Below are 16,120 nucleotides of genomic sequence, written 5' to 3' on the forward strand. Positions count from 1 at the left end.
CTCTTTTCCTGTGCTAAAAAACGAAAGGACGGCATGCCATGAATATATTCGATCACTATCGCCAGCGCTATGAAGCTGCCAAGGACGAAGAGTTCACACTGCAGGAGTTTCTTACCATTTGTCGGCAAGATCGCAGTGCCTATGCCAATGCGGCAGAACGACTATTGATGGCTATTGGTGAGCCGAATATGGTTGATACTGCCCAGGAGCCACGGCTTTCCCGTCTGTTTTCGAATCGGGTCGTCGCCCGATATCCTGCGTTTGAAGAATTTTACGGCATGGAAGATGCCATCGAGCAGATTGTTTCCTACCTGAAGCACGCTGCTCAGGGTCTTGAAGAGAAGAAACAGATCCTGTATCTGCTGGGTCCCGTCGGCGGTGGTAAATCCTCGCTGGCTGAACGGCTGAAAGCGTTGATGCAGCGTGTACCGATTTACGTGCTCAGCGCCAACGGCGAACGCAGCCCGGTCAACGACCATCCGCTGTGCCTGTTTAACCCGCAGGAAGATGCGCAGATTCTGGATAAAGAGTACGGCATTCCTCGTCGCTATCTCGGCACTATTATGTCGCCGTGGGCCGCGAAGCGCCTGCATGAATTTGGCGGCGACATTACCAAATTCCGCGTGGTGAAAGCCTGGCCTTCCATTCTGGAACAGATTGCGATTGCTAAAACCGAACCGGGTGACGAGAATAACCAGGATATCTCTGCGCTGGTAGGTAAAGTGGACATCCGTAAACTGGAAAACCACGCGCAAAACGATCCTGATGCTTACGGTTATTCCGGTGCGCTGTGCCGCGCCAACCAGGGGATTATGGAGTTCGTCGAGATGTTTAAAGCGCCGATTAAGGTGCTGCATCCGCTGCTGACCGCAACCCAGGAGGGTAACTACAACGGTACGGAAGGGATCTCCGCCCTGCCGTTTAACGGGATTATTCTGGCGCACTCCAACGAATCGGAATGGGTTACCTTCCGAAACAACAAAAACAACGAGGCCTTCCTTGACCGTGTTTATATCGTCAAAGTGCCTTACTGCCTGCGGATCTCCGAAGAGATCAAGATTTACGAAAAACTGCTGAACCACAGTGAGCTGGTTCACGCCCCATGCGCCCCGGGAACCCTGGAAACGCTGTCGCGTTTCTCAATTCTGTCGCGCCTGAAAGAGCCAGAAAACTCCAGCATCTACTCGAAAATGCGCGTCTATGACGGTGAAAGCCTCAAAGATACCGACCCGAAAGCGAAGTCCTACCAGGAGTATCGCGATTACGCCGGTGTGGATGAAGGGATGAACGGTCTCTCCACGCGCTTTGCGTTCAAAATCCTCTCCCGCGTGTTCAACTTTGACCATGCTGAAGTGGCCGCTAACCCGGTACATCTGTTCTACGTCCTGGAGCAGCAAATTGAGCGTGAACAGTTCCCGCAGGAGCAGGCTGAACGTTATCTGGAGTTCCTGAAAGGCTATTTGATCCCGAAATACGCCGAGTTCATTGGCAAAGAGATCCAGACCGCCTACCTAGAATCCTACTCCGAGTACGGGCAGAACATTTTTGACCGCTACGTTACCTATGCTGACTTCTGGATCCAGGATCAGGAGTATCGCGACCCGGATACCGGCCAGCTGTTTGACCGCGAGTCACTGAATGCGGAACTGGAAAAAATCGAGAAGCCTGCCGGGATCAGCAATCCGAAAGACTTCCGAAATGAGATCGTCAACTTTGTGCTGCGCGCCAGAGCGAACTTCAGCGGACGAAATCCGAACTGGACCAGCTACGAAAAACTGCGCACGGTTATTGAGAAGAAAATGTTCTCCAATACCGAGGAGCTGTTGCCGGTCATTTCCTTTAATGCCAAAACCTCAACCGACGAGCAGAAAAAGCACGACGATTTTGTCGACCGCATGATGGAGAAAGGTTACACCCGCAAACAGGTTCGCCTGCTCTGCGAATGGTACCTGCGCGTGCGTAAATCGTCTTAATAGCCCGAAAAGCCCGGCGGCGCGTTGCTTGCCGGGCCTACTACAATGTTCCGTAGGCCGGATAAGCGTCAGCGCCATCCGGCACTTACGGGCACTGAAAGTTGGCAAATGCAGTACGGGGGGCATATGACCTGGTTTATTGACCGGCGTCTTAACGGTAAAAACAAGAGCACGGTGAATCGCCAGCGCTTCTTGCGCCGTTATAAAGCGCAAATCAAACAGTCGATCTCCGAGGCCATTAATAAGCGTTCGGTGACCGACGTAGACAGTGGGGAGTCCGTTTCTATTCCGACGGACGACATTAGCGAACCGATGTTCCATCAGGGACGCGGCGGTTTGCGCCATCGCGTTCATCCCGGTAACGACCATTTCATCCAGAACGACCGCATCGAACGCCCGCAAGGCGGGGGCGGCGGCGGAGGCGGCAGTGGTCAGGGCCAGGCCAGCCCGGACGGGGAAGGTCAGGACGAGTTTGTCTTCCAGATCTCCAAGGATGAGTATCTGGATCTGCTGTTTGAGGATTTGGCCCTGCCGAATCTGAAGAAAAATCAGCACCGTCAGTTGAATGAGTATAAAACGCACCGGGCCGGTTTTACCGCCAACGGCGTGCCGGCCAACATTAGCGTGGTGCGTTCGTTACAGAACTCGCTGGCGCGCCGCACCGCCATGACGGCGGGAAAAAAACGTGAGCTTCGCGAGCTTGAAGCCAGCCTGGATAGCGTGACCAACAGCGAGCCCGCACAGCTGCTGGAAGAGGAGCGTTTGCGCAAAGAGATTGCCGAACTGCGCGCCAAAATTGAGCGCGTGCCCTTTATCGATACCTTTGACCTGCGTTACAAGAATTACGAGAAACGTGCGGAACCCTCCAGCCAGGCGGTGATGTTCTGCCTGATGGACGTCTCCGGCTCGATGGATCAGGCCACCAAAGATATGGCCAAGCGCTTTTATATTCTGCTCTATCTGTTCCTGAGCCGAACCTATAAAAACGTGGAAGTGGTCTATATCCGCCACCACACCCAGGCGAAAGAGGTGGATGAACATGAGTTCTTCTACTCGCAGGAGACGGGCGGCACCATTGTTTCCAGCGCCCTGAAGCTAATGGATGAGGTGGTTAAGGAGCGCTACGACCCGGCGCAGTGGAACATCTATGCGGCGCAGGCGTCGGATGGCGATAACTGGGCGGATGATTCGCCGCTATGCCATGAAATTCTGGCGAAAAAACTGCTTCCGGTAGTGCGTTACTACAGCTATATCGAGATCACCCGCCGCGCCCACCAGACGCTGTGGCGTGAATATGAACATCTGCAATCCATGTTTGATAACTTCGCGATGCAGCACATTCGCGACCAGGACGATATCTATCCGGTATTCAGAGAGCTGTTCCACAAGCAATCTGCCACCAGCAACAGCTAACCCCACCGCCGGTCACTGACCGGCGGTCAAAGAGAATGAGAGGAGCAGAAATGGGTTGGAAATTGTTATAATGCGAAATGGATGTGGATGAATGCCTGGCCCCAGAAATAAATACACCAGTTGAAAATAACTGGTGTATTTTAGTTAATCACAAAACTTCTGCGTTTCGAGATCCCGGTTAATCAGCTGGGTACAATTACGGCCGCTTTTTTTGCCGGTATATAACGCGATATCCGCCCGCTCCAGTACTTCCCGAAGCACCTCCCCTTGATGAATACGTGTTAATCCACCGGTAAAAGTAATACGAATAATGTGCTCACCGGCAATAGTTTCAAGCCGGGCAATGTCGCGGCGCAGGCGCTCGGCAATGATGACCGCTTCATCGTCGTGGGTGGCATGGAGTAAAACAATAAATTCTTCCCCTCCATAACGATACATCGACTCAGATCGCCGGATATTATTACTGATATTCAGGGCCAGTGAACGCAAAACAATATCCCCGTTCAGATGACCGTAATTATCATTCACTTTTTTAAAGTGATCGATATCCAGTAATAATAAATAGAGGCCACTGGCGCCCAGCTCTTTATTCATGCTGCCGAACGACTCATCGAGGATGCGGCGCAGCGGCAGGCCTGTCAGGGCGTCATAGCTGGTACGCAGCTGCAGCAGGTGTACTTTATAGAGGGTCAGGGCATCGGTGAACGCCAGCAACGATTGTTAGAAGAGATCAAAATCCTCATTACGCTGACGCTGCTGTTCAATAGCAGAAATTAAACGCCGGCAAGCCTGATGAACATGAATATGTTTTTTGTTAATATCCAGTAAAAAGTTTGTGTCTTCTCGCTCTTCCAGTAACCGGGTATTAAGCCATTGACCAAACTCGCAATGCAGATGAGCTTCCTCACTGGAAACTTCCGGTAAATCTACATTACGACTGTCGATAAAACGCAAAAGTTTTACTAACCATTTGAAATGTGCATCCGTTGACTGGTTCAGACCGCGTACGGTTTCGTCAATCTCTTTAAACTTTCTGTTTACAGAAACTCCAGAGTAACAGATTAATAACAACAAAAATCATAATTGATTAAATCTCAAAAAATGTCAGCGAATTAAAATATTATATAGACGCCTACTAATAAATCTACGGAATGATTGTTTCCAATTATCTTGAAAAAATGTCGGCGAAATAAAACCTGTTTATCGTGGAAAAAGCGGGGCCGCAGCGTCCCGTCATCCCCTTTCAGGCAATAGTCCAAATCAGAATATTTTTTGTTAAAAACGCTTTTTACCCACCTGCGAGCGGGTAAAGTAAGCAGGCTTACTTTTTTATTTTGGCAAGGAATACAACATGTTCGACCCTACTCTGCTCATTCTTCTGGGCCTGGCGGCGCTGGGCTTTGTCAGCCACAACACCACGGTAGCGATTTCAATTCTGGTGCTGATCATCGTCCGGGTGACGCCATTGAGCGGTTTTTTCCCGTGGATTGAAAAGCAAGGTCTGACCGTCGGGATTATTATCCTCACCATCGGCGTGATGGCGCCGATTGCCAGCGGCACTCTGCCAGCCTCAACGCTGATCCACGCCTTCATGAACTGGAAATCCTTGATTGCCATCGCCGTGGGCGTGTTTGTGTCGTGGCTGGGCGGGCGCGGCGTCACGCTGATGAGCTCCCAGCCCACGCTGGTGGCCGGACTGCTGGTGGGCACGGTGCTGGGGGTGGCGCTGTTCCGCGGCGTGCCGGTCGGCCCGCTGATTGCCGCCGGGCTGGTATCGCTGTTTATCGGTAAGTCGTAGCCAGGCTGGCGATATACCGCGCCGGAGTCTGCCCCAGCCCCTTTTTGAACATGGTGATAAATGCCGTGGTGGAGTCATAACCCAGAGCATGGGCCACCTGCTGCACCGACTGGCCGCGGATCAATCCCTGCAGGGCCACGATCAGCTGAAGCTGATGCCGCCAGCGGCGAAAGTTGAGCCCGGTTTCACTGACCACCAACCGGGCAAGGTTGCGCTCGCTCATTGCAAAATGGTGCGCCCACTGGTGTAGCGTCTGCCATTCCGCCGGGGAGGCGGCCATGGTGTCACTCATCTGGCGAATTTTAGGATGCGAGGAGACCGGGAGCTGCAGCTGCTCCTCGGGCTGGCGGGGCAGTTCATCAAACAGCACCTCAACCAGCCGTCGGGTGGCAGGATCCTGTTGTCCTGGGCTGCGCGCTGCCAGGGTCAGGATCAACTCCCGTACCAGCGGTGAAATTTTTAGCGTGCAGCAACGATCCGGCAGCGATACAGCCCCGGGCTCGATAAACAAAAAACAGAGCCGGGCGCTGGGTGTGGCCTTATTGCTGTGCGGCAGCTGTCCGGGGACCCAGACCGCATACTGAGGGGGCACCATCCACATGGCATTCTCCACTTCGCAGGTGATCGCGCCGTGCAGGGCGAGGATCAACTGCCCCTTGCGGTGTTGATGTTCCTCGATACGCTGCTCATCTGCCACCACCCGCACGTGAAATGCCACCGCTGGGTCATGCTGACTGTCGGGATCGTAACCTTCAAGACCGAGTCCAGGCATTATGTTGTCCGATTTTAGCGATAAACTGTCATTTTAGCTTGATTTCAACCTTCCTGAAAATGCGTATCCTTTAGCCTCAATTCGAGGTAAGAGATAATAATGACCATAGCCCTTTCGACTACCGGCAAACAGCGGGCGCTGCTGATCGCCGGCATCCTCATGATCGCCACCTCGCTGCGGGTGACCTTTACCGGCGCCGCGCCGCTGCTGGATGCCATCCGCACGGATTATGCCCTGACCACCGCCCAGACCGGTTTGCTCACTACCCTCCCGCTGCTGGCCTTTGCGCTCATCTCGCCCCTGGCGGCCGGTCTTGCCCGCCGCATTGGCATGGAGCGCAGCCTGTTTATCGCCCTGTTATTAATTATCGCCGGAATTGCCCTGCGCTCCCTGCCCTCCGCCATGCTGCTGTTTGGCGGCACGGCGGTGATTGGCTGCGGTATTGCGCTGGGTAACGTGCTGCTGCCGGGGCTGATCAAACGCGATTTCCCCGGCCAGGTGGCGAAACTGACCGGAGCGTACTCCCTGACGATGGGGGCGGCGGCGGCGCTGGGTTCTGCACTGGTGGTGCCCGTCGCCCTGAGCGGCGCAGGCTGGCACGGTGCGCTGTTGATGCTGATGGTATTCCCTCTGCTGGCGTTGCTTCTGTGGTTACCGCAGTGGCGCCAGCGCCCTGCCGGCTCCCTGAGCGGCGCGCGGGCGCTACATAGCCGGGGTATCTGGCGCTCGGCGTTGGCCTGGCAGGTGACGCTGTTTCTGGGGATTAACTCGCTTATCTACTATGTGATCATTGGCTGGCTGCCGGCGATCCTGCAGAGCCACGGTTATAGCGAAACCGAAGCCGGCTCCCTGCACGGGCTGTTACAGCTGGCAACCGCCGCGCCGGGCATTGCAGTGCCGCTGATCCTGCTGCGGCTGAAAGATCAGCGTGGGGTGGCCGGGCTGGCGGCAATGATGTGTGCGGTAAGCAGCGCAGGGCTATGGTTTATGCCCGATCTGGCTGTGATGTGGACGCTGATTTTTGGCTTTGGATCCGGGGCCACGATGATCCTCGGCCTGACGTTTATTGGCCTGCGCGCCAGCTCGGCACATCAGGCTGCGGCCCTTTCCGGGATGGCGCAGTCGGTGGGCTATCTTCTGGCCGCCTGTGGACCTCCGCTGATGGGCAAAATCCACGACGCCAACGGCGACTGGCGGATCCCGCTATTGGCCTGCGCGCTGGTATCGGTAGTGATGGCCGTCTGTGGGATGCTGGCCGGGCGTGACCGGGAGATCACGCCCGGCTAAGCCGGCACTCAGTAATTCAGTGCTGCGCGAAGCAGAGCCTGCACCAGCGGAGCCGGACGTCCTGCGAGGGCGGCGCGCTCATGCTGGAACAGCGTGGCGATAAAGAACGGGTGCGTCACCAGCTCTACGGCACGGATCTCACCCTGCGCGTCCCAGCCGGTGACGCGCATATCGCCCTTCTCCAGCTCCTGCGCAAACTCAGGCGAAACGCCGTAATTGCAGTGATAGCCCTCTTCGATCTCTTCCTGGCCATAGGCTCTGGCAATCAGGGTATTGGCGCGCAGTTCAATGGCGTCGCTTTGCTCGACCAGCGAGCAGGTCAGCGGGGCAATCACCATCCGGCCTTCGGTATCCGTCTCGGCGTGGGCCGCATCCTGCCAGCCCAGGACGTTACGGGCATATTCAATCAATGCATGCTGGAAGCCGCCGCAGGTGCCAAGAAACGGGACGCTGTTTTCGCGGGCGTAGCGTGCGGCAATAAACGCGGCGTCGGCATTTTTGTACGGGCTTGCCGGCACCAGCCAGATAGCGTCGTAGCCGACCAGGTCTTCCGGGCTGGTTAATTCAGTCGTCGCCAGCCAGTCGTAGTCGGCCGTAACCTCCAGCACCGCTGCGGCATCATCAATGGCCAGAGGGATCGCCTGGTGAGCCGGAACGTCAGGATTGTAGTCGCCGACCAGCGCAATTCGGAGGGTATTTTTTACCGCAGAGAGTTCCATAGAGTGATCCTTATGCCAGACAAATATCAGATAACATAAGGCGCCTCAGACTACCGATCTTTCGTTGATATCACAACACCTTAAAATACGTGGGCAGAATGTGGTAGCGTTGAAGCTACAGGGCGTGGCAGAGAAAAGGAGCAAAACATGATTCAGTGCAAACGACTGTATGACGAGGCCAGTAAAGAGGATGGCTACCGGATCCTGGTGGACCGACTCTGGCCGCGGGGGATGAAAAAGGAGGCGTTAGCCTGCGATGAGTGGTGTAAGACCCTGGCCCCATCCAGCGACTTGCGCAAGGCATTCCACAGCGAGACGATCGATTTCGCCAGCTTCAGCGAGGCCTATCGTCAGGAGCTGGCTCTGCATCAGGATGAGGGACTGCGGATTGCCCGCCTGGCAGACAAGCAGACCGTGACCCTGCTGTATGGCGCGAAAGACCGGCAGCAGAATCACGCTCGGGTGTTAGCCGACTGGCTGCGTCGGCTCTAAATCAATCCAGCATCAGGGCGTCGAGGGTTTCCGGCGACGCTTCAGGCGTGAGCGGCATCAGGTGTTCCGGGCGTACAAACGCAAAGCCGCTCTGGTTATCAAACGAAAACACATCGCCGGTCACCAGCCACAGGGCGCGCTCTGCGCCTGGCGGCAGCTCTGTCATCACCCCGTTAACCGGGTTCAGGAAACGCTGGCCCGGCTGACAGAGGCTGAATAACTCAACGGATTTGCCGATATTGCGACGCCCTGCTGGCGTACGGGCGCCGATGATCATCGCCAGGCTGCCCGGATTTAACTGAAACATACTTCCTCGTAATTGGCTGTGGAATACATAAGAATATTCTTAGTGCAAAGTGTATCTCAGCCAACAGAGCCTGTCACCAGGGGGAAGGGGTGATCCTTTCTCCATGATTTCTTCATTATGCCGACATGTTTCGTTGCTAGAGTGGCTCCGTTCTCACATTGACCAGAGAACATCATTCCGTAATCAAGATGTACTTTTCCCCGGCCCGCGCCGGGGATTTTTTTACCCGCCACATTTGCTGTTCCACGCCAGAATATATGAAATGTCGCCAATTCATGTTCTACTACCCGTAGTCGAATCTTTCAGCAAAACAGACAGGTACAGAGGTCTTCTTTAGGGAGTTGAGCAGCGCCATGTCGGATATTATTCTTGCCCGTGTTTCAGAAACGCTCAGCACTGAGCAATCGCTTGAGAGCCTGGTGCGTCAGCTGCTCGAAATGCTTGAAGTGGTCACCGACATGGAGTCGACCTACCTTACCAAAGTCGATATTAATGCCCGCCTGCAGCATATTCTGTATGCCCGAAACAGCAAACAGATGCAGATCCCGGAAGGGCTGAGCGTTCCCTGGGGCGAGACCCTGTGTAAGCGGGCGATCGATTCCGACTGCTTCTTCAGCAACAACGTGGCCGAGCACTGGGGTGACTGTGATGCGGCTAAAGCGCTGGGTATTACCACCTACATGAGCATACCGATTCATCTTGCAGATGGTTCCCTGTACGGCACCCTGTGCGCCGCCAGCTCCAGCAAGCACCAGCTAAGCGAGCGCGGCGAGCACGTCTTAAAGCTTTTCGCCGGGCTTATCGCCCAGAACATTGAGAAGGAGTCGCTGGTCAGACAGCTGCGCGAAGCCAACGCCGCGCTGATTGCTTACTCTTATACCGATGCCCTGACCGGCCTGCCGAACCGCCGCGCCATCTTTGAGAATCTCACCACCCTCTTCTCTCTGGCGCGCCATTTGAACCGCAACGCCATTATCGCCTATATCGATCTGGATGATTTCAAGCTAATCAACGATCGCTTTGGTCATGAGGCGGGCGACCAGTTTCTGATTGAGGTGGGCAAGCGCCTGAACGACGGACGGGACGATGATGATATCGTGGGCAGGCTTGGCGGGGACGAATTTCTGGTCGCCTGTCTTTGCCAGGATCGGGAGAGCGGCGAGCAGACCTCATTAAACGTGGTGAAAACGCAGCTGAGCGCGCAGATTGCCGGGGAATACTGGCTGGGAGATGTGCATCTCGTCTATCCAGGTGCCAGTCTCGGCGTAATTGAGGTGGATCCTGCCGAACTCGATGCTGACGGCGCGCTGCGGGCAGCCGATGCCGCCATGTACAACGATAAGAAAGGCAAACTCAAAACGCCCTTTCTCAATATTGATTAACCCCGTACACTCGACGGGTTTTGCATTTCAGGACAGGTGGTAACATGCGGCTTGGTATTCTGTTCCCGATCGTGATTTTCATCACGGCGGTCATCTTTTTAACGTGGTTTTTTGTCGGCGGTTACGCTGCGCCCGGGGGATAAGTGAGAAAAACGACCATTATTATGCTGATTGTCGCCATCGCGGCCGTTGCGGGTAGCCAGCTGGGCTGGTGGTGACCGATGCAAAAAGACCGCCACTGTCGGCGGTCTTTTTGTCTGAAGCGTCGGTTTAGCTTCTTACTTTACGGTAGATAAACAGCACAACCAGTGCGCCAACCACCGCGACCATAAAGCTGCCGAAGTTGAAGCCATCAACTCTGCCGAAACCGAAGAGGGTACTGATCCAGCCGCCGACCACGGCGCCGATGATACCCAGTATGACCGTAACGATGAATCCACCGCCATCTTTGCCCGGCATGATCCACTTAGCCAGAATACCCGCGATAAGCCCAAAGATAATCCAGGATATGATTCCCATAGCTGCTTTCCTCTCTGTATGGTTTTTGTCGTCAAATCAAATACACACAAAGCTTAGCACAGGATTCAGAATTGCAAGTTTGTGATAGCCATCACGAGAGAAATTTAAGAAAAAAGCGATTAACCGACGTTCCGCACAAAAATTGGGGTTGTAATCGTTAATGAGAAATATTATCTTTCTCAACACTGAATAGTTGAGCAAATCACTCAGGTATTCAGTACGACATTGCTCACATTGCTTCCAGTATTACTTGCCCACGTTACGTGGGCTTTTTTTTGCCCTGCCCGTCTGATTTGATCGTTCCGCTATTTGCTATTACGCTTATTAGCACAATTCATTCATAAGCAGAATGGTGTTGATAACATGAACGTTTCCAGTCGATTCGTGGTCTGTATTAACCTTGTTTGTGCCAGTTCCTTGTTACTGATCCTTTCTGACAAATTTAACTGGTTTTAATGTGAGCAGGCCCGGCACCCGCCGGGTTCTTCGCTTTAATCATCCCCTTCGATCAAAAACCCTGCGCGGCGTATCGCCTCTTTGCTGTCGGTAACCCCTGCGGCGTATCCGGCTTCGATATCGCACACCGGACTGGCGCTGGTCCAGGGGAGCTTCACTTCCCGGGCGAGAAGCTGTTTCAGCCGGGCGTTCTCCTGACGGAGGGAGAGCAGTTCGGTGGCAAGCTCTGCAAGGATTGAGGGCGTTACTTCGGAAATCTCACCTGCTACAACGCGACGAATATCAGTCTCATCGATCATGGTTTTTCCTCCTCTGAAGTAATTGAAATCTAGCATATTATCAGTATTAATGGGCTGCACGCATTGGTTGAGAAGTGAACGGTTGTAACCCCAAGAGGTTGATACGTATACTTCTTCACCTTTCCGCTTCGTTTGTTGGAACTGACGAGTTATGCCTACCAGTTATCATTCAGGGAAGGTCGCCTCTCCTTCTAAACAGTATCGCCATGACATTAACGGGCTCCGGGCATGGGCTGTGCTGGCCGTTATGTTTTATCATTTTGACGTTCCTGGTTTTGCGGGTGGCTTTGTCGGCGTCGACATGTTTTTTGTCATCTCCGGTTTTTTAATGACCGCCATCATTATCAACGGGCTTGAGCAAAACAGGTTCTCATTGTGGGAATTTTATCTCGCCCGGGCACGACGCATTCTTCCTGCGCTGATGATGTTGTTAGCCTGCCTGGTCATCCCCGGCTGGTTCTGGCTACCCACCGCCGATTATCATACGCTCGCCGCCCACGCCGCCGCTGCCCTGCTGTTTATCTCGAATCTCATCTTCTGGCGCCAAACCAGCTATTTTGAGGCTGACGCTCATGAGACCTGGCTGCTGCACACCTGGTCGCTGTCGGTGGAGTGGCAATTCTACATTTTGCTGCCGATTGGATGCATCGTACTGTGGCGCTGGTGGGGATATCGTGGGGCGCAGGTCTGCCTGCTGGCAATAGGTCTGGCATCATTACTGGTCTCGATATATGCCAGCAGCCGCTGGCCTGGAGCAGCGTTTTATCTGCTGCCCGCCCGTATCTGGGAAATGCTGGCGGGTGGAATGATCTGGTGGATAACCCGCACGCGCCCGATGATCCGTCCCTGGGCCAGGCTGGCGGAAGGGCTCGGTTTTATCCTGATTATCCTGGCGATTGTGATGTTTGACGCCACTCTTCGCTGGCCGGGTTACCTGGCGCTGGTACCCGTCGCGGGCACAATGCTGGTACTGGCTGCGCACCGTTCACATTCGTGGCTCACCGCTAATCCATTGACGCGCCATCTGGGCGCCAGCTCTTATTCCGTTTATCTCTGGCACTGGCCGCTGGTTGTCCTGCTGACTTACTCCGGCCAGCAGGATAATCCGCTGTGGATTGCCGCCGGGATAGTATTCAGCCTGCTATTGGGCGAGCTCTCCTTACGCTGGATCGAAATCCCGACCCGCAGAGAGCTGGGTAAGCTTACGTTCAACCGGCAGCAGTGCGTGCTTGGCTCAGCGCTGCTTCTTACCGGGTTGATGGCGGTCGGCGCCAGATTTCTGCACGTGGACGAGCGCATTGATCCCGCCATTGAAAGGATTGCCCGAGAGTCTGAGAATGTGAACCCCAGACAGGACGCCTGTTTTACCCTGTCCGGCATCGCCTCGACATCCTGCGTTTTCGGCGGCGAAACGATCAAAGCTATCGTCATTGGGGACAGCCATGCCGACGCGATGATCACCTCGGTACAACAAGCGCTGAAGCACCCCAATGAGGGCGTTCTGGACTGGAGCTACGTCAGCTGTCCGACCATTGACGATCTTCACCGAAACCCGGACAACAAAGATGCAGACTGCTATGGTTTTAACAAATGGGCTGCGCAGGAGATTGCTAAGTACGACAGGCACATTCCGCTCATCATCATTAACCGCACCTCAGCCTATGCATTCGGTGAGCACAATATAAAAGATAAAATGCATATCCCGCTGGCCTACTTCGATCAACCGCAACGGACAATCACCCCGGACTTTATCAAACACTACAGTGCACAGCTGGTCAAAACCGCCTGCACTTATGCTCAGGCGAGAACGGTGTATATCACCCGGCCTGTGCCAGAAATGATGAACAACGTGCCGAAAACCCTGTCACGCGCCATGATGTTTGGGCAACCGGTGCCACAAATATTCATCTCCCTGGAGGCGTATCATCAGCGTAATGCCGCGGTATGGGCAGCACAGGATCAGGCCGCTCGTCAGTGTGGGGTAAAAATCCTCGACCCGTTGCCCTATCTCTGCCATGACGGCCGCTGTTCGGGCAGCAAAGCGGGCCTACCGATTTACCGCGATGACGATCACCTGAGCGAATATGGCAATAAGTTACTGGTGCCGATGTTCCGCACGGTATTTCAATAAAAAAGGGAGCCGTGAGGCTCCCTTTTCTCTAATCCGCAAACCGGATTACATGTTTTCGATGATCGCGTCACCAAACTCTGAACATTTCAGCAGCTTAGCGCCTTCCATCAGACGTTCGAAATCGTAAGTTACGGTTTTGGCGTTAATCGCGCCTTCCATACCTTTCACGATCAGGTCTGCGGCTTCGAACCACTCCATATGACGCAGCATCATCTCTGCGGACAGGATGATAGAGCCTGGGTTCACTTTGTCCTGGCCTGCATACTTCGGTGCTGTACCGTGAGTCGCTTCGAACAGCGCGCACTCGTCACCGATGTTCGCGCCTGGTGCGATACCGATACCGCCAACCTGCGCCGCCAGGGCGTCGGAGATGTAGTCACCGTTCAGGTTCATACAGGCGATCACGTCGTATTCAGCCGGACGCAGCAGGATCTGCTGCAGGAACGCATCGGCGATCACATCTTTAATGATGATCTCTTTGCCGGTGTTCGGGTTCTTGATTTTCTGCCATGGGCCGCCATCGATCAGCTCACCACCAAACTCTTCCGTCGCCAACTGGTAGCCCCAGTCTTTGAAAGAACCTTCGGTGAACTTCATGATGTTGCCTTTGTGAACGATGGTCACAGAGTCACGGTCGTTGGTGATCGCGTACTCAATCGCTGCACGGACCAGGCGCTTGGTGCCTTCTTCGGAGCACGGCTTGATACCGATACCGCAATGTTCCGGGAAGCGAATTTTCTTCACGCCCATCTCTTCGCGCAGGAACTTGATTACTTTCTGTGCGTCAGCAGAGTCGGCTTTCCACTCAATACCCGCGTAGATATCTTCGGAGTTCTCACGGAAGATAACCATGTCGGTCAGTTCAGGGTGTTTAACCGGGCTTGGGGTGCCCTGGTAGTAACGTACCGGGCGCAGGCAGACGTAGAGGTCAAGTTCCTGACGCAGAGCAACGTTCAGGGAGCGAATACCGCCACCGACTGGGGTGGTCAGCGGGCCTTTGATGGCAACGCGGTAGTCACGGATCAGATCCAGCGTCTCCGCTGGCAGCCAGACGTCCTGGCCATAAACGTGGGTAGATTTTTCACCGGTGTAAATTTCCATCCAGGAAATTTTACGCTCGCCTTTATAGGCTTTCTCAACAGCGGCATCCACCACTTTCAGCATCGCTGGGGTTACGTCAACACCGATACCGTCACCTTCGATGAACGGGATAATCGGATTGTGTGGGACGTTCAGCTTACCGTCTTGCAGGGTGATCTTTTTACCTTCCGCCGGAACAACTACTTTGCTTTCCATTAACCTCTCCTTCGAGCGCTTCTGGTTGTTACTGATCTTATGTTAATAATTTGTAATGAGCCCATCGATAGTACCTGAATGTCTGGCGCCATGAAAGGCATTCGTTATTAGGCTATAATGCGGCAATTGATAACGTCTGAAAATACCATGCAGAAAACTTCTTTTAGAAATCACCGGGTTGAACGATTCAGCACGCGACAAGCGACCAGGCCGCGCAAGCAACGTGCGCCAACACGCGTCATTTTGTTCAATAAACCTTACGATGTCCTGCCGCAGTTCACCGACGAAGCCGGGCGCAGCACCTTGAAAGATTTTATCCCCGTTCAGGGGGTCTATGCTGCTGGCCGGCTCGATCGCGACAGCGAAGGGCTGATGGTGCTCACCAACGACGGCGAGTTGCAGGCAAAACTCACGCAGCCGGGAAAACGCACCGGTAAAATCTACTACGTGCAGGTTGAGGGCGTCCCGGATGACGAGGCGCTGGCGGCCTTGCGTCACGGCGTCACGCTGAACGACGGCCCGACCCTGCCCGCGGGCATTGAGCTGGTCAGCGAGCCTGAGTGGCTCTGGCCGCGCAATCCGCCGATCCGCGAGCGTAAATCGATACCCGTTTCGTGGATCAAAGTTACCCTTTATGAAGGCCGCAACCGCCAGGTGCGTCGCATGACTGCCCATGTCGGGCATCCGACATTACGTCTGATTCGCTACGCGATGGGCAGTTACACGCTGGATTCTCTCGCCAACGGTGAGTGGCGGGACGTTACCAATCAAGGAGAACCTCATGTTTAAGCCGCACGTTACGGTAGCCACCATTGTCCACGCTCAGGGCAAATTTTTAGTGGTGGAAGAGACCATCAACGGCAAAGCGTTATGGAACCAGCCGGCTGGCCATCTCGAAGCCGACGAGACGCTGGTGCAGGCCGCACGGCGCGAGCTGTGGGAAGAGACGGGTATCCATGCCGAACCGCAGCACTTTATCCGCTTACATCAGTGGATAGCCCCGGACAAAACGCCGTTTTTGCGTTTCCTGTTTGCCATTGAGCTTAGCGAAACGTGCGCCACTGAGCCGCACGACAGCGATATCGATCGCTGTCTGTGGGTGGATGCCGACACCATTCTGACCGCCACCAATCTGCGCTCGCCGCTGGTTGCGGAGAGCATTCGCAGCTACCTGACCGGCAATCGTCTGTCGCTGGAGACGATCGGCGAATTTAACTGGCCGTTTACAGAGGGTGTCAATGCCGGGGGCGCGTGATAGAATACGCCGCCTTGAAGT

The 16,120-nt window shown here is 54.6% G+C and carries 19 protein-coding genes; 11 read left to right on the plus strand and 8 right to left on the minus strand.

Going from position 1 to position 16,120, the window contains the following annotated elements:
• Positions 1–38 precede the first annotated feature (38 nt).
• Positions 39–1,973 carry a protein kinase YeaG gene (yeaG, locus tag LRS40_RS21165; RefSeq protein ID WP_142489132.1) on the plus strand — a complete coding sequence of 645 codons (1,935 nt, stop codon included), beginning with the start codon at positions 39–41 and terminating at the stop codon, positions 1,971–1,973.
• 126 nt (positions 1,974–2,099) lie between these two features.
• Positions 2,100–3,386 (plus strand): YeaH/YhbH family protein, encoded by a 1,287-nt coding sequence (locus tag LRS40_RS21170; RefSeq protein WP_142489131.1) that lies wholly within the window; start codon positions 2,100–2,102, stop codon positions 3,384–3,386.
• 144 nt (positions 3,387–3,530) lie between these two features.
• Here LRS40_RS21170 and LRS40_RS21175 read toward each other — a convergent pair whose 3' ends face one another.
• Together LRS40_RS21175 and LRS40_RS21180 are read right to left on the minus strand one after the other, a co-directional pair.
• On the minus strand, positions 3,531–4,100 hold the full coding sequence (locus LRS40_RS21175; protein ID WP_231312596.1) for a diguanylate cyclase domain-containing protein: 570 nt from the start codon (positions 4,098–4,100) through the stop codon (positions 3,531–3,533).
• 6 nt (positions 4,101–4,106) lie between these two features.
• Positions 4,107–4,460, minus strand: a complete 354-nt coding sequence (locus LRS40_RS21180; protein ID WP_231312597.1) for a CZB domain-containing protein — start codon at positions 4,458–4,460, stop codon at positions 4,107–4,109.
• A 277-nt stretch (positions 4,461–4,737) separates the two neighbouring features.
• Here LRS40_RS21180 and LRS40_RS21185 point away from each other — a divergent pair, with 277 nt between their 5' ends.
• Positions 4,738–5,184 carry a DUF441 domain-containing protein gene (locus LRS40_RS21185; protein ID WP_142489129.1) on the plus strand — a complete coding sequence of 149 codons (447 nt, stop codon included), beginning with the start codon at positions 4,738–4,740 and terminating at the stop codon, positions 5,182–5,184.
• On the opposite strand, the gene LRS40_RS21190 is transcribed toward LRS40_RS21185, so the two are convergent.
• Positions 5,168–5,956, minus strand: coding sequence for a helix-turn-helix transcriptional regulator (locus LRS40_RS21190; RefSeq protein WP_231312598.1), 789 nt, complete (start codon positions 5,954–5,956; stop codon positions 5,168–5,170). The two genes, LRS40_RS21185 and LRS40_RS21190, sit on opposite strands and share 17 nt — an antisense overlap.
• A gap of 99 nt (positions 5,957–6,055) precedes the next feature.
• Here LRS40_RS21190 and LRS40_RS21195 point away from each other — a divergent pair, with 99 nt between their 5' ends.
• Positions 6,056–7,243, plus strand: a complete 1,188-nt coding sequence (locus LRS40_RS21195) for a CynX/NimT family MFS transporter (protein ID WP_231312599.1) — start codon at positions 6,056–6,058, stop codon at positions 7,241–7,243.
• 8 nt (positions 7,244–7,251) lie between these two features.
• Here LRS40_RS21195 and LRS40_RS21200 read toward each other — a convergent pair whose 3' ends face one another.
• Complete coding sequence (locus LRS40_RS21200; protein ID WP_231312600.1) at positions 7,252–7,962, minus strand: CTP synthase; 711 nt, start codon at positions 7,960–7,962, stop codon at positions 7,252–7,254.
• Between the two features lie 147 nt (positions 7,963–8,109).
• Here LRS40_RS21200 and LRS40_RS21205 point away from each other — a divergent pair, with 147 nt between their 5' ends.
• The gene (locus tag LRS40_RS21205; protein ID WP_231312601.1) at positions 8,110–8,454 is read left to right on the plus strand and encodes a DUF488 domain-containing protein; all 345 of its coding nucleotides are present in this window, start codon (positions 8,110–8,112) and stop codon (positions 8,452–8,454) included.
• A 1-nt stretch (position 8,455) separates the two neighbouring features.
• Here the strand turns inward: LRS40_RS21205 and LRS40_RS21210 are convergent, their stop codons facing one another.
• The gene (locus LRS40_RS21210; protein WP_142489124.1) at positions 8,456–8,761 is read right to left on the minus strand and encodes a hypothetical protein; all 306 of its coding nucleotides are present in this window, start codon (positions 8,759–8,761) and stop codon (positions 8,456–8,458) included.
• A 353-nt stretch (positions 8,762–9,114) separates the two neighbouring features.
• Here LRS40_RS21210 and LRS40_RS21215 point away from each other — a divergent pair, with 353 nt between their 5' ends.
• Positions 9,115–10,143, plus strand: coding sequence for a sensor domain-containing diguanylate cyclase (locus LRS40_RS21215; protein WP_156263519.1), 1,029 nt, complete (start codon positions 9,115–9,117; stop codon positions 10,141–10,143).
• 44 nt (positions 10,144–10,187) lie between these two features.
• On the plus strand, positions 10,188–10,286 hold the full coding sequence (locus tag LRS40_RS21220; RefSeq protein WP_032617670.1) for a YoaK family small membrane protein: 99 nt from the start codon (positions 10,188–10,190) through the stop codon (positions 10,284–10,286).
• A gap of 127 nt (positions 10,287–10,413) precedes the next feature.
• Here LRS40_RS21220 and LRS40_RS21225 read toward each other — a convergent pair whose 3' ends face one another.
• A complete protein-coding gene (locus tag LRS40_RS21225; protein WP_106993575.1) occupies positions 10,414–10,662 on the minus strand; it encodes a GlsB/YeaQ/YmgE family stress response membrane protein in 249 nt (82 codons plus the stop codon).
• A 363-nt stretch (positions 10,663–11,025) separates the two neighbouring features.
• Here LRS40_RS21225 and yncL point away from each other — a divergent pair, with 363 nt between their 5' ends.
• On the plus strand, positions 11,026–11,118 hold the full coding sequence (gene yncL, locus LRS40_RS21230; protein ID WP_142489122.1) for a stress response membrane protein YncL: 93 nt from the start codon (positions 11,026–11,028) through the stop codon (positions 11,116–11,118).
• Positions 11,119–11,153: 35 nt separating this feature from the next.
• Here yncL and LRS40_RS21235 read toward each other — a convergent pair whose 3' ends face one another.
• The gene (locus LRS40_RS21235) at positions 11,154–11,417 is read right to left on the minus strand and encodes a hypothetical protein (protein WP_142489121.1); all 264 of its coding nucleotides are present in this window, start codon (positions 11,415–11,417) and stop codon (positions 11,154–11,156) included.
• Positions 11,418–11,568: 151 nt separating this feature from the next.
• Here LRS40_RS21235 and LRS40_RS21240 point away from each other — a divergent pair, with 151 nt between their 5' ends.
• Positions 11,569–13,548: an acyltransferase family protein gene (locus LRS40_RS21240; protein ID WP_255673273.1), complete on the plus strand. Its 1,980-nt coding sequence runs from the start codon at positions 11,569–11,571 to the stop codon at positions 13,546–13,548.
• A 45-nt stretch (positions 13,549–13,593) separates the two neighbouring features.
• On the opposite strand, the gene icd is transcribed toward LRS40_RS21240, so the two are convergent.
• Positions 13,594–14,844, minus strand: coding sequence for an NADP-dependent isocitrate dehydrogenase (gene icd, locus LRS40_RS21245; RefSeq protein WP_142489119.1), 1,251 nt, complete (start codon positions 14,842–14,844; stop codon positions 13,594–13,596).
• 117 nt (positions 14,845–14,961) lie between these two features.
• Between icd and rluE the strand changes: the two genes are divergently transcribed.
• Together rluE and LRS40_RS21255 are read left to right on the plus strand one after the other, a co-directional pair.
• Complete coding sequence (rluE, locus tag LRS40_RS21250) at positions 14,962–15,633, plus strand: 23S rRNA pseudouridine(2457) synthase RluE (RefSeq protein ID WP_231312603.1); 672 nt, start codon at positions 14,962–14,964, stop codon at positions 15,631–15,633.
• Positions 15,626–16,099, plus strand: a complete 474-nt coding sequence (locus tag LRS40_RS21255; protein ID WP_231312604.1) for an NUDIX domain-containing protein — start codon at positions 15,626–15,628, stop codon at positions 16,097–16,099. Before rluE ends, LRS40_RS21255 begins: the two co-directional genes overlap by 8 nt.
• Positions 16,100–16,120 lie beyond the last annotated feature (21 nt).

This window comes from Leclercia sp. G3L (assembly GCF_021117075.1).
GTDB lineage: Bacteria > Pseudomonadota > Gammaproteobacteria > Enterobacterales > Enterobacteriaceae > Enterobacter > Enterobacter adecarboxylatus_C.

What these genes read in the sequence shown, in the direction of transcription:
- yeaG (WP_142489132.1), top strand. Translation starts at nt 39, where the DNA reads ATGAATATATTCGATCACTATCGCCAGCGCTATGAAGCTGCCAAGGAC.
- LRS40_RS21170 (WP_142489131.1), top strand. Translation starts at nt 2,100, where the DNA reads ATGACCTGGTTTATTGACCGGCGTCTTAACGGTAAAAACAAGAGCACG.
- LRS40_RS21185 (WP_142489129.1), top strand. Translation starts at nt 4,738, where the DNA reads ATGTTCGACCCTACTCTGCTCATTCTTCTGGGCCTGGCGGCGCTGGGC.
- LRS40_RS21190 (WP_231312598.1), bottom strand. Translation starts at nt 5,956, where the DNA reads ATGCCTGGACTCGGTCTTGAAGGTTACGATCCCGACAGTCAGCATGAC.
- LRS40_RS21195 (WP_231312599.1), top strand. Translation starts at nt 6,056, where the DNA reads ATGACCATAGCCCTTTCGACTACCGGCAAACAGCGGGCGCTGCTGATC.
- LRS40_RS21200 (WP_231312600.1), bottom strand. Translation starts at nt 7,962, where the DNA reads ATGGAACTCTCTGCGGTAAAAAATACCCTCCGAATTGCGCTGGTCGGC.
- LRS40_RS21205 (WP_231312601.1), top strand. Translation starts at nt 8,110, where the DNA reads ATGATTCAGTGCAAACGACTGTATGACGAGGCCAGTAAAGAGGATGGC.
- LRS40_RS21210 (WP_142489124.1), bottom strand. Translation starts at nt 8,761, where the DNA reads ATGTTTCAGTTAAATCCGGGCAGCCTGGCGATGATCATCGGCGCCCGT.
- LRS40_RS21215 (WP_156263519.1), top strand. Translation starts at nt 9,115, where the DNA reads ATGTCGGATATTATTCTTGCCCGTGTTTCAGAAACGCTCAGCACTGAG.
- LRS40_RS21220 (WP_032617670.1), top strand. Translation starts at nt 10,188, where the DNA reads ATGCGGCTTGGTATTCTGTTCCCGATCGTGATTTTCATCACGGCGGTC.
- LRS40_RS21225 (WP_106993575.1), bottom strand. Translation starts at nt 10,662, where the DNA reads ATGGGAATCATATCCTGGATTATCTTTGGGCTTATCGCGGGTATTCTG.
- yncL (WP_142489122.1), top strand. Translation starts at nt 11,026, where the DNA reads ATGAACGTTTCCAGTCGATTCGTGGTCTGTATTAACCTTGTTTGTGCC.
- LRS40_RS21235 (WP_142489121.1), bottom strand. Translation starts at nt 11,417, where the DNA reads ATGATCGATGAGACTGATATTCGTCGCGTTGTAGCAGGTGAGATTTCC.
- LRS40_RS21240 (WP_255673273.1), top strand. Translation starts at nt 11,569, where the DNA reads ATGCCTACCAGTTATCATTCAGGGAAGGTCGCCTCTCCTTCTAAACAG.
- icd (WP_142489119.1), bottom strand. Translation starts at nt 14,844, where the DNA reads ATGGAAAGCAAAGTAGTTGTTCCGGCGGAAGGTAAAAAGATCACCCTG.
- rluE (WP_231312603.1), top strand. Translation starts at nt 14,962, where the DNA reads ATGCGGCAATTGATAACGTCTGAAAATACCATGCAGAAAACTTCTTTT.
- LRS40_RS21255 (WP_231312604.1), top strand. Translation starts at nt 15,626, where the DNA reads ATGTTTAAGCCGCACGTTACGGTAGCCACCATTGTCCACGCTCAGGGC.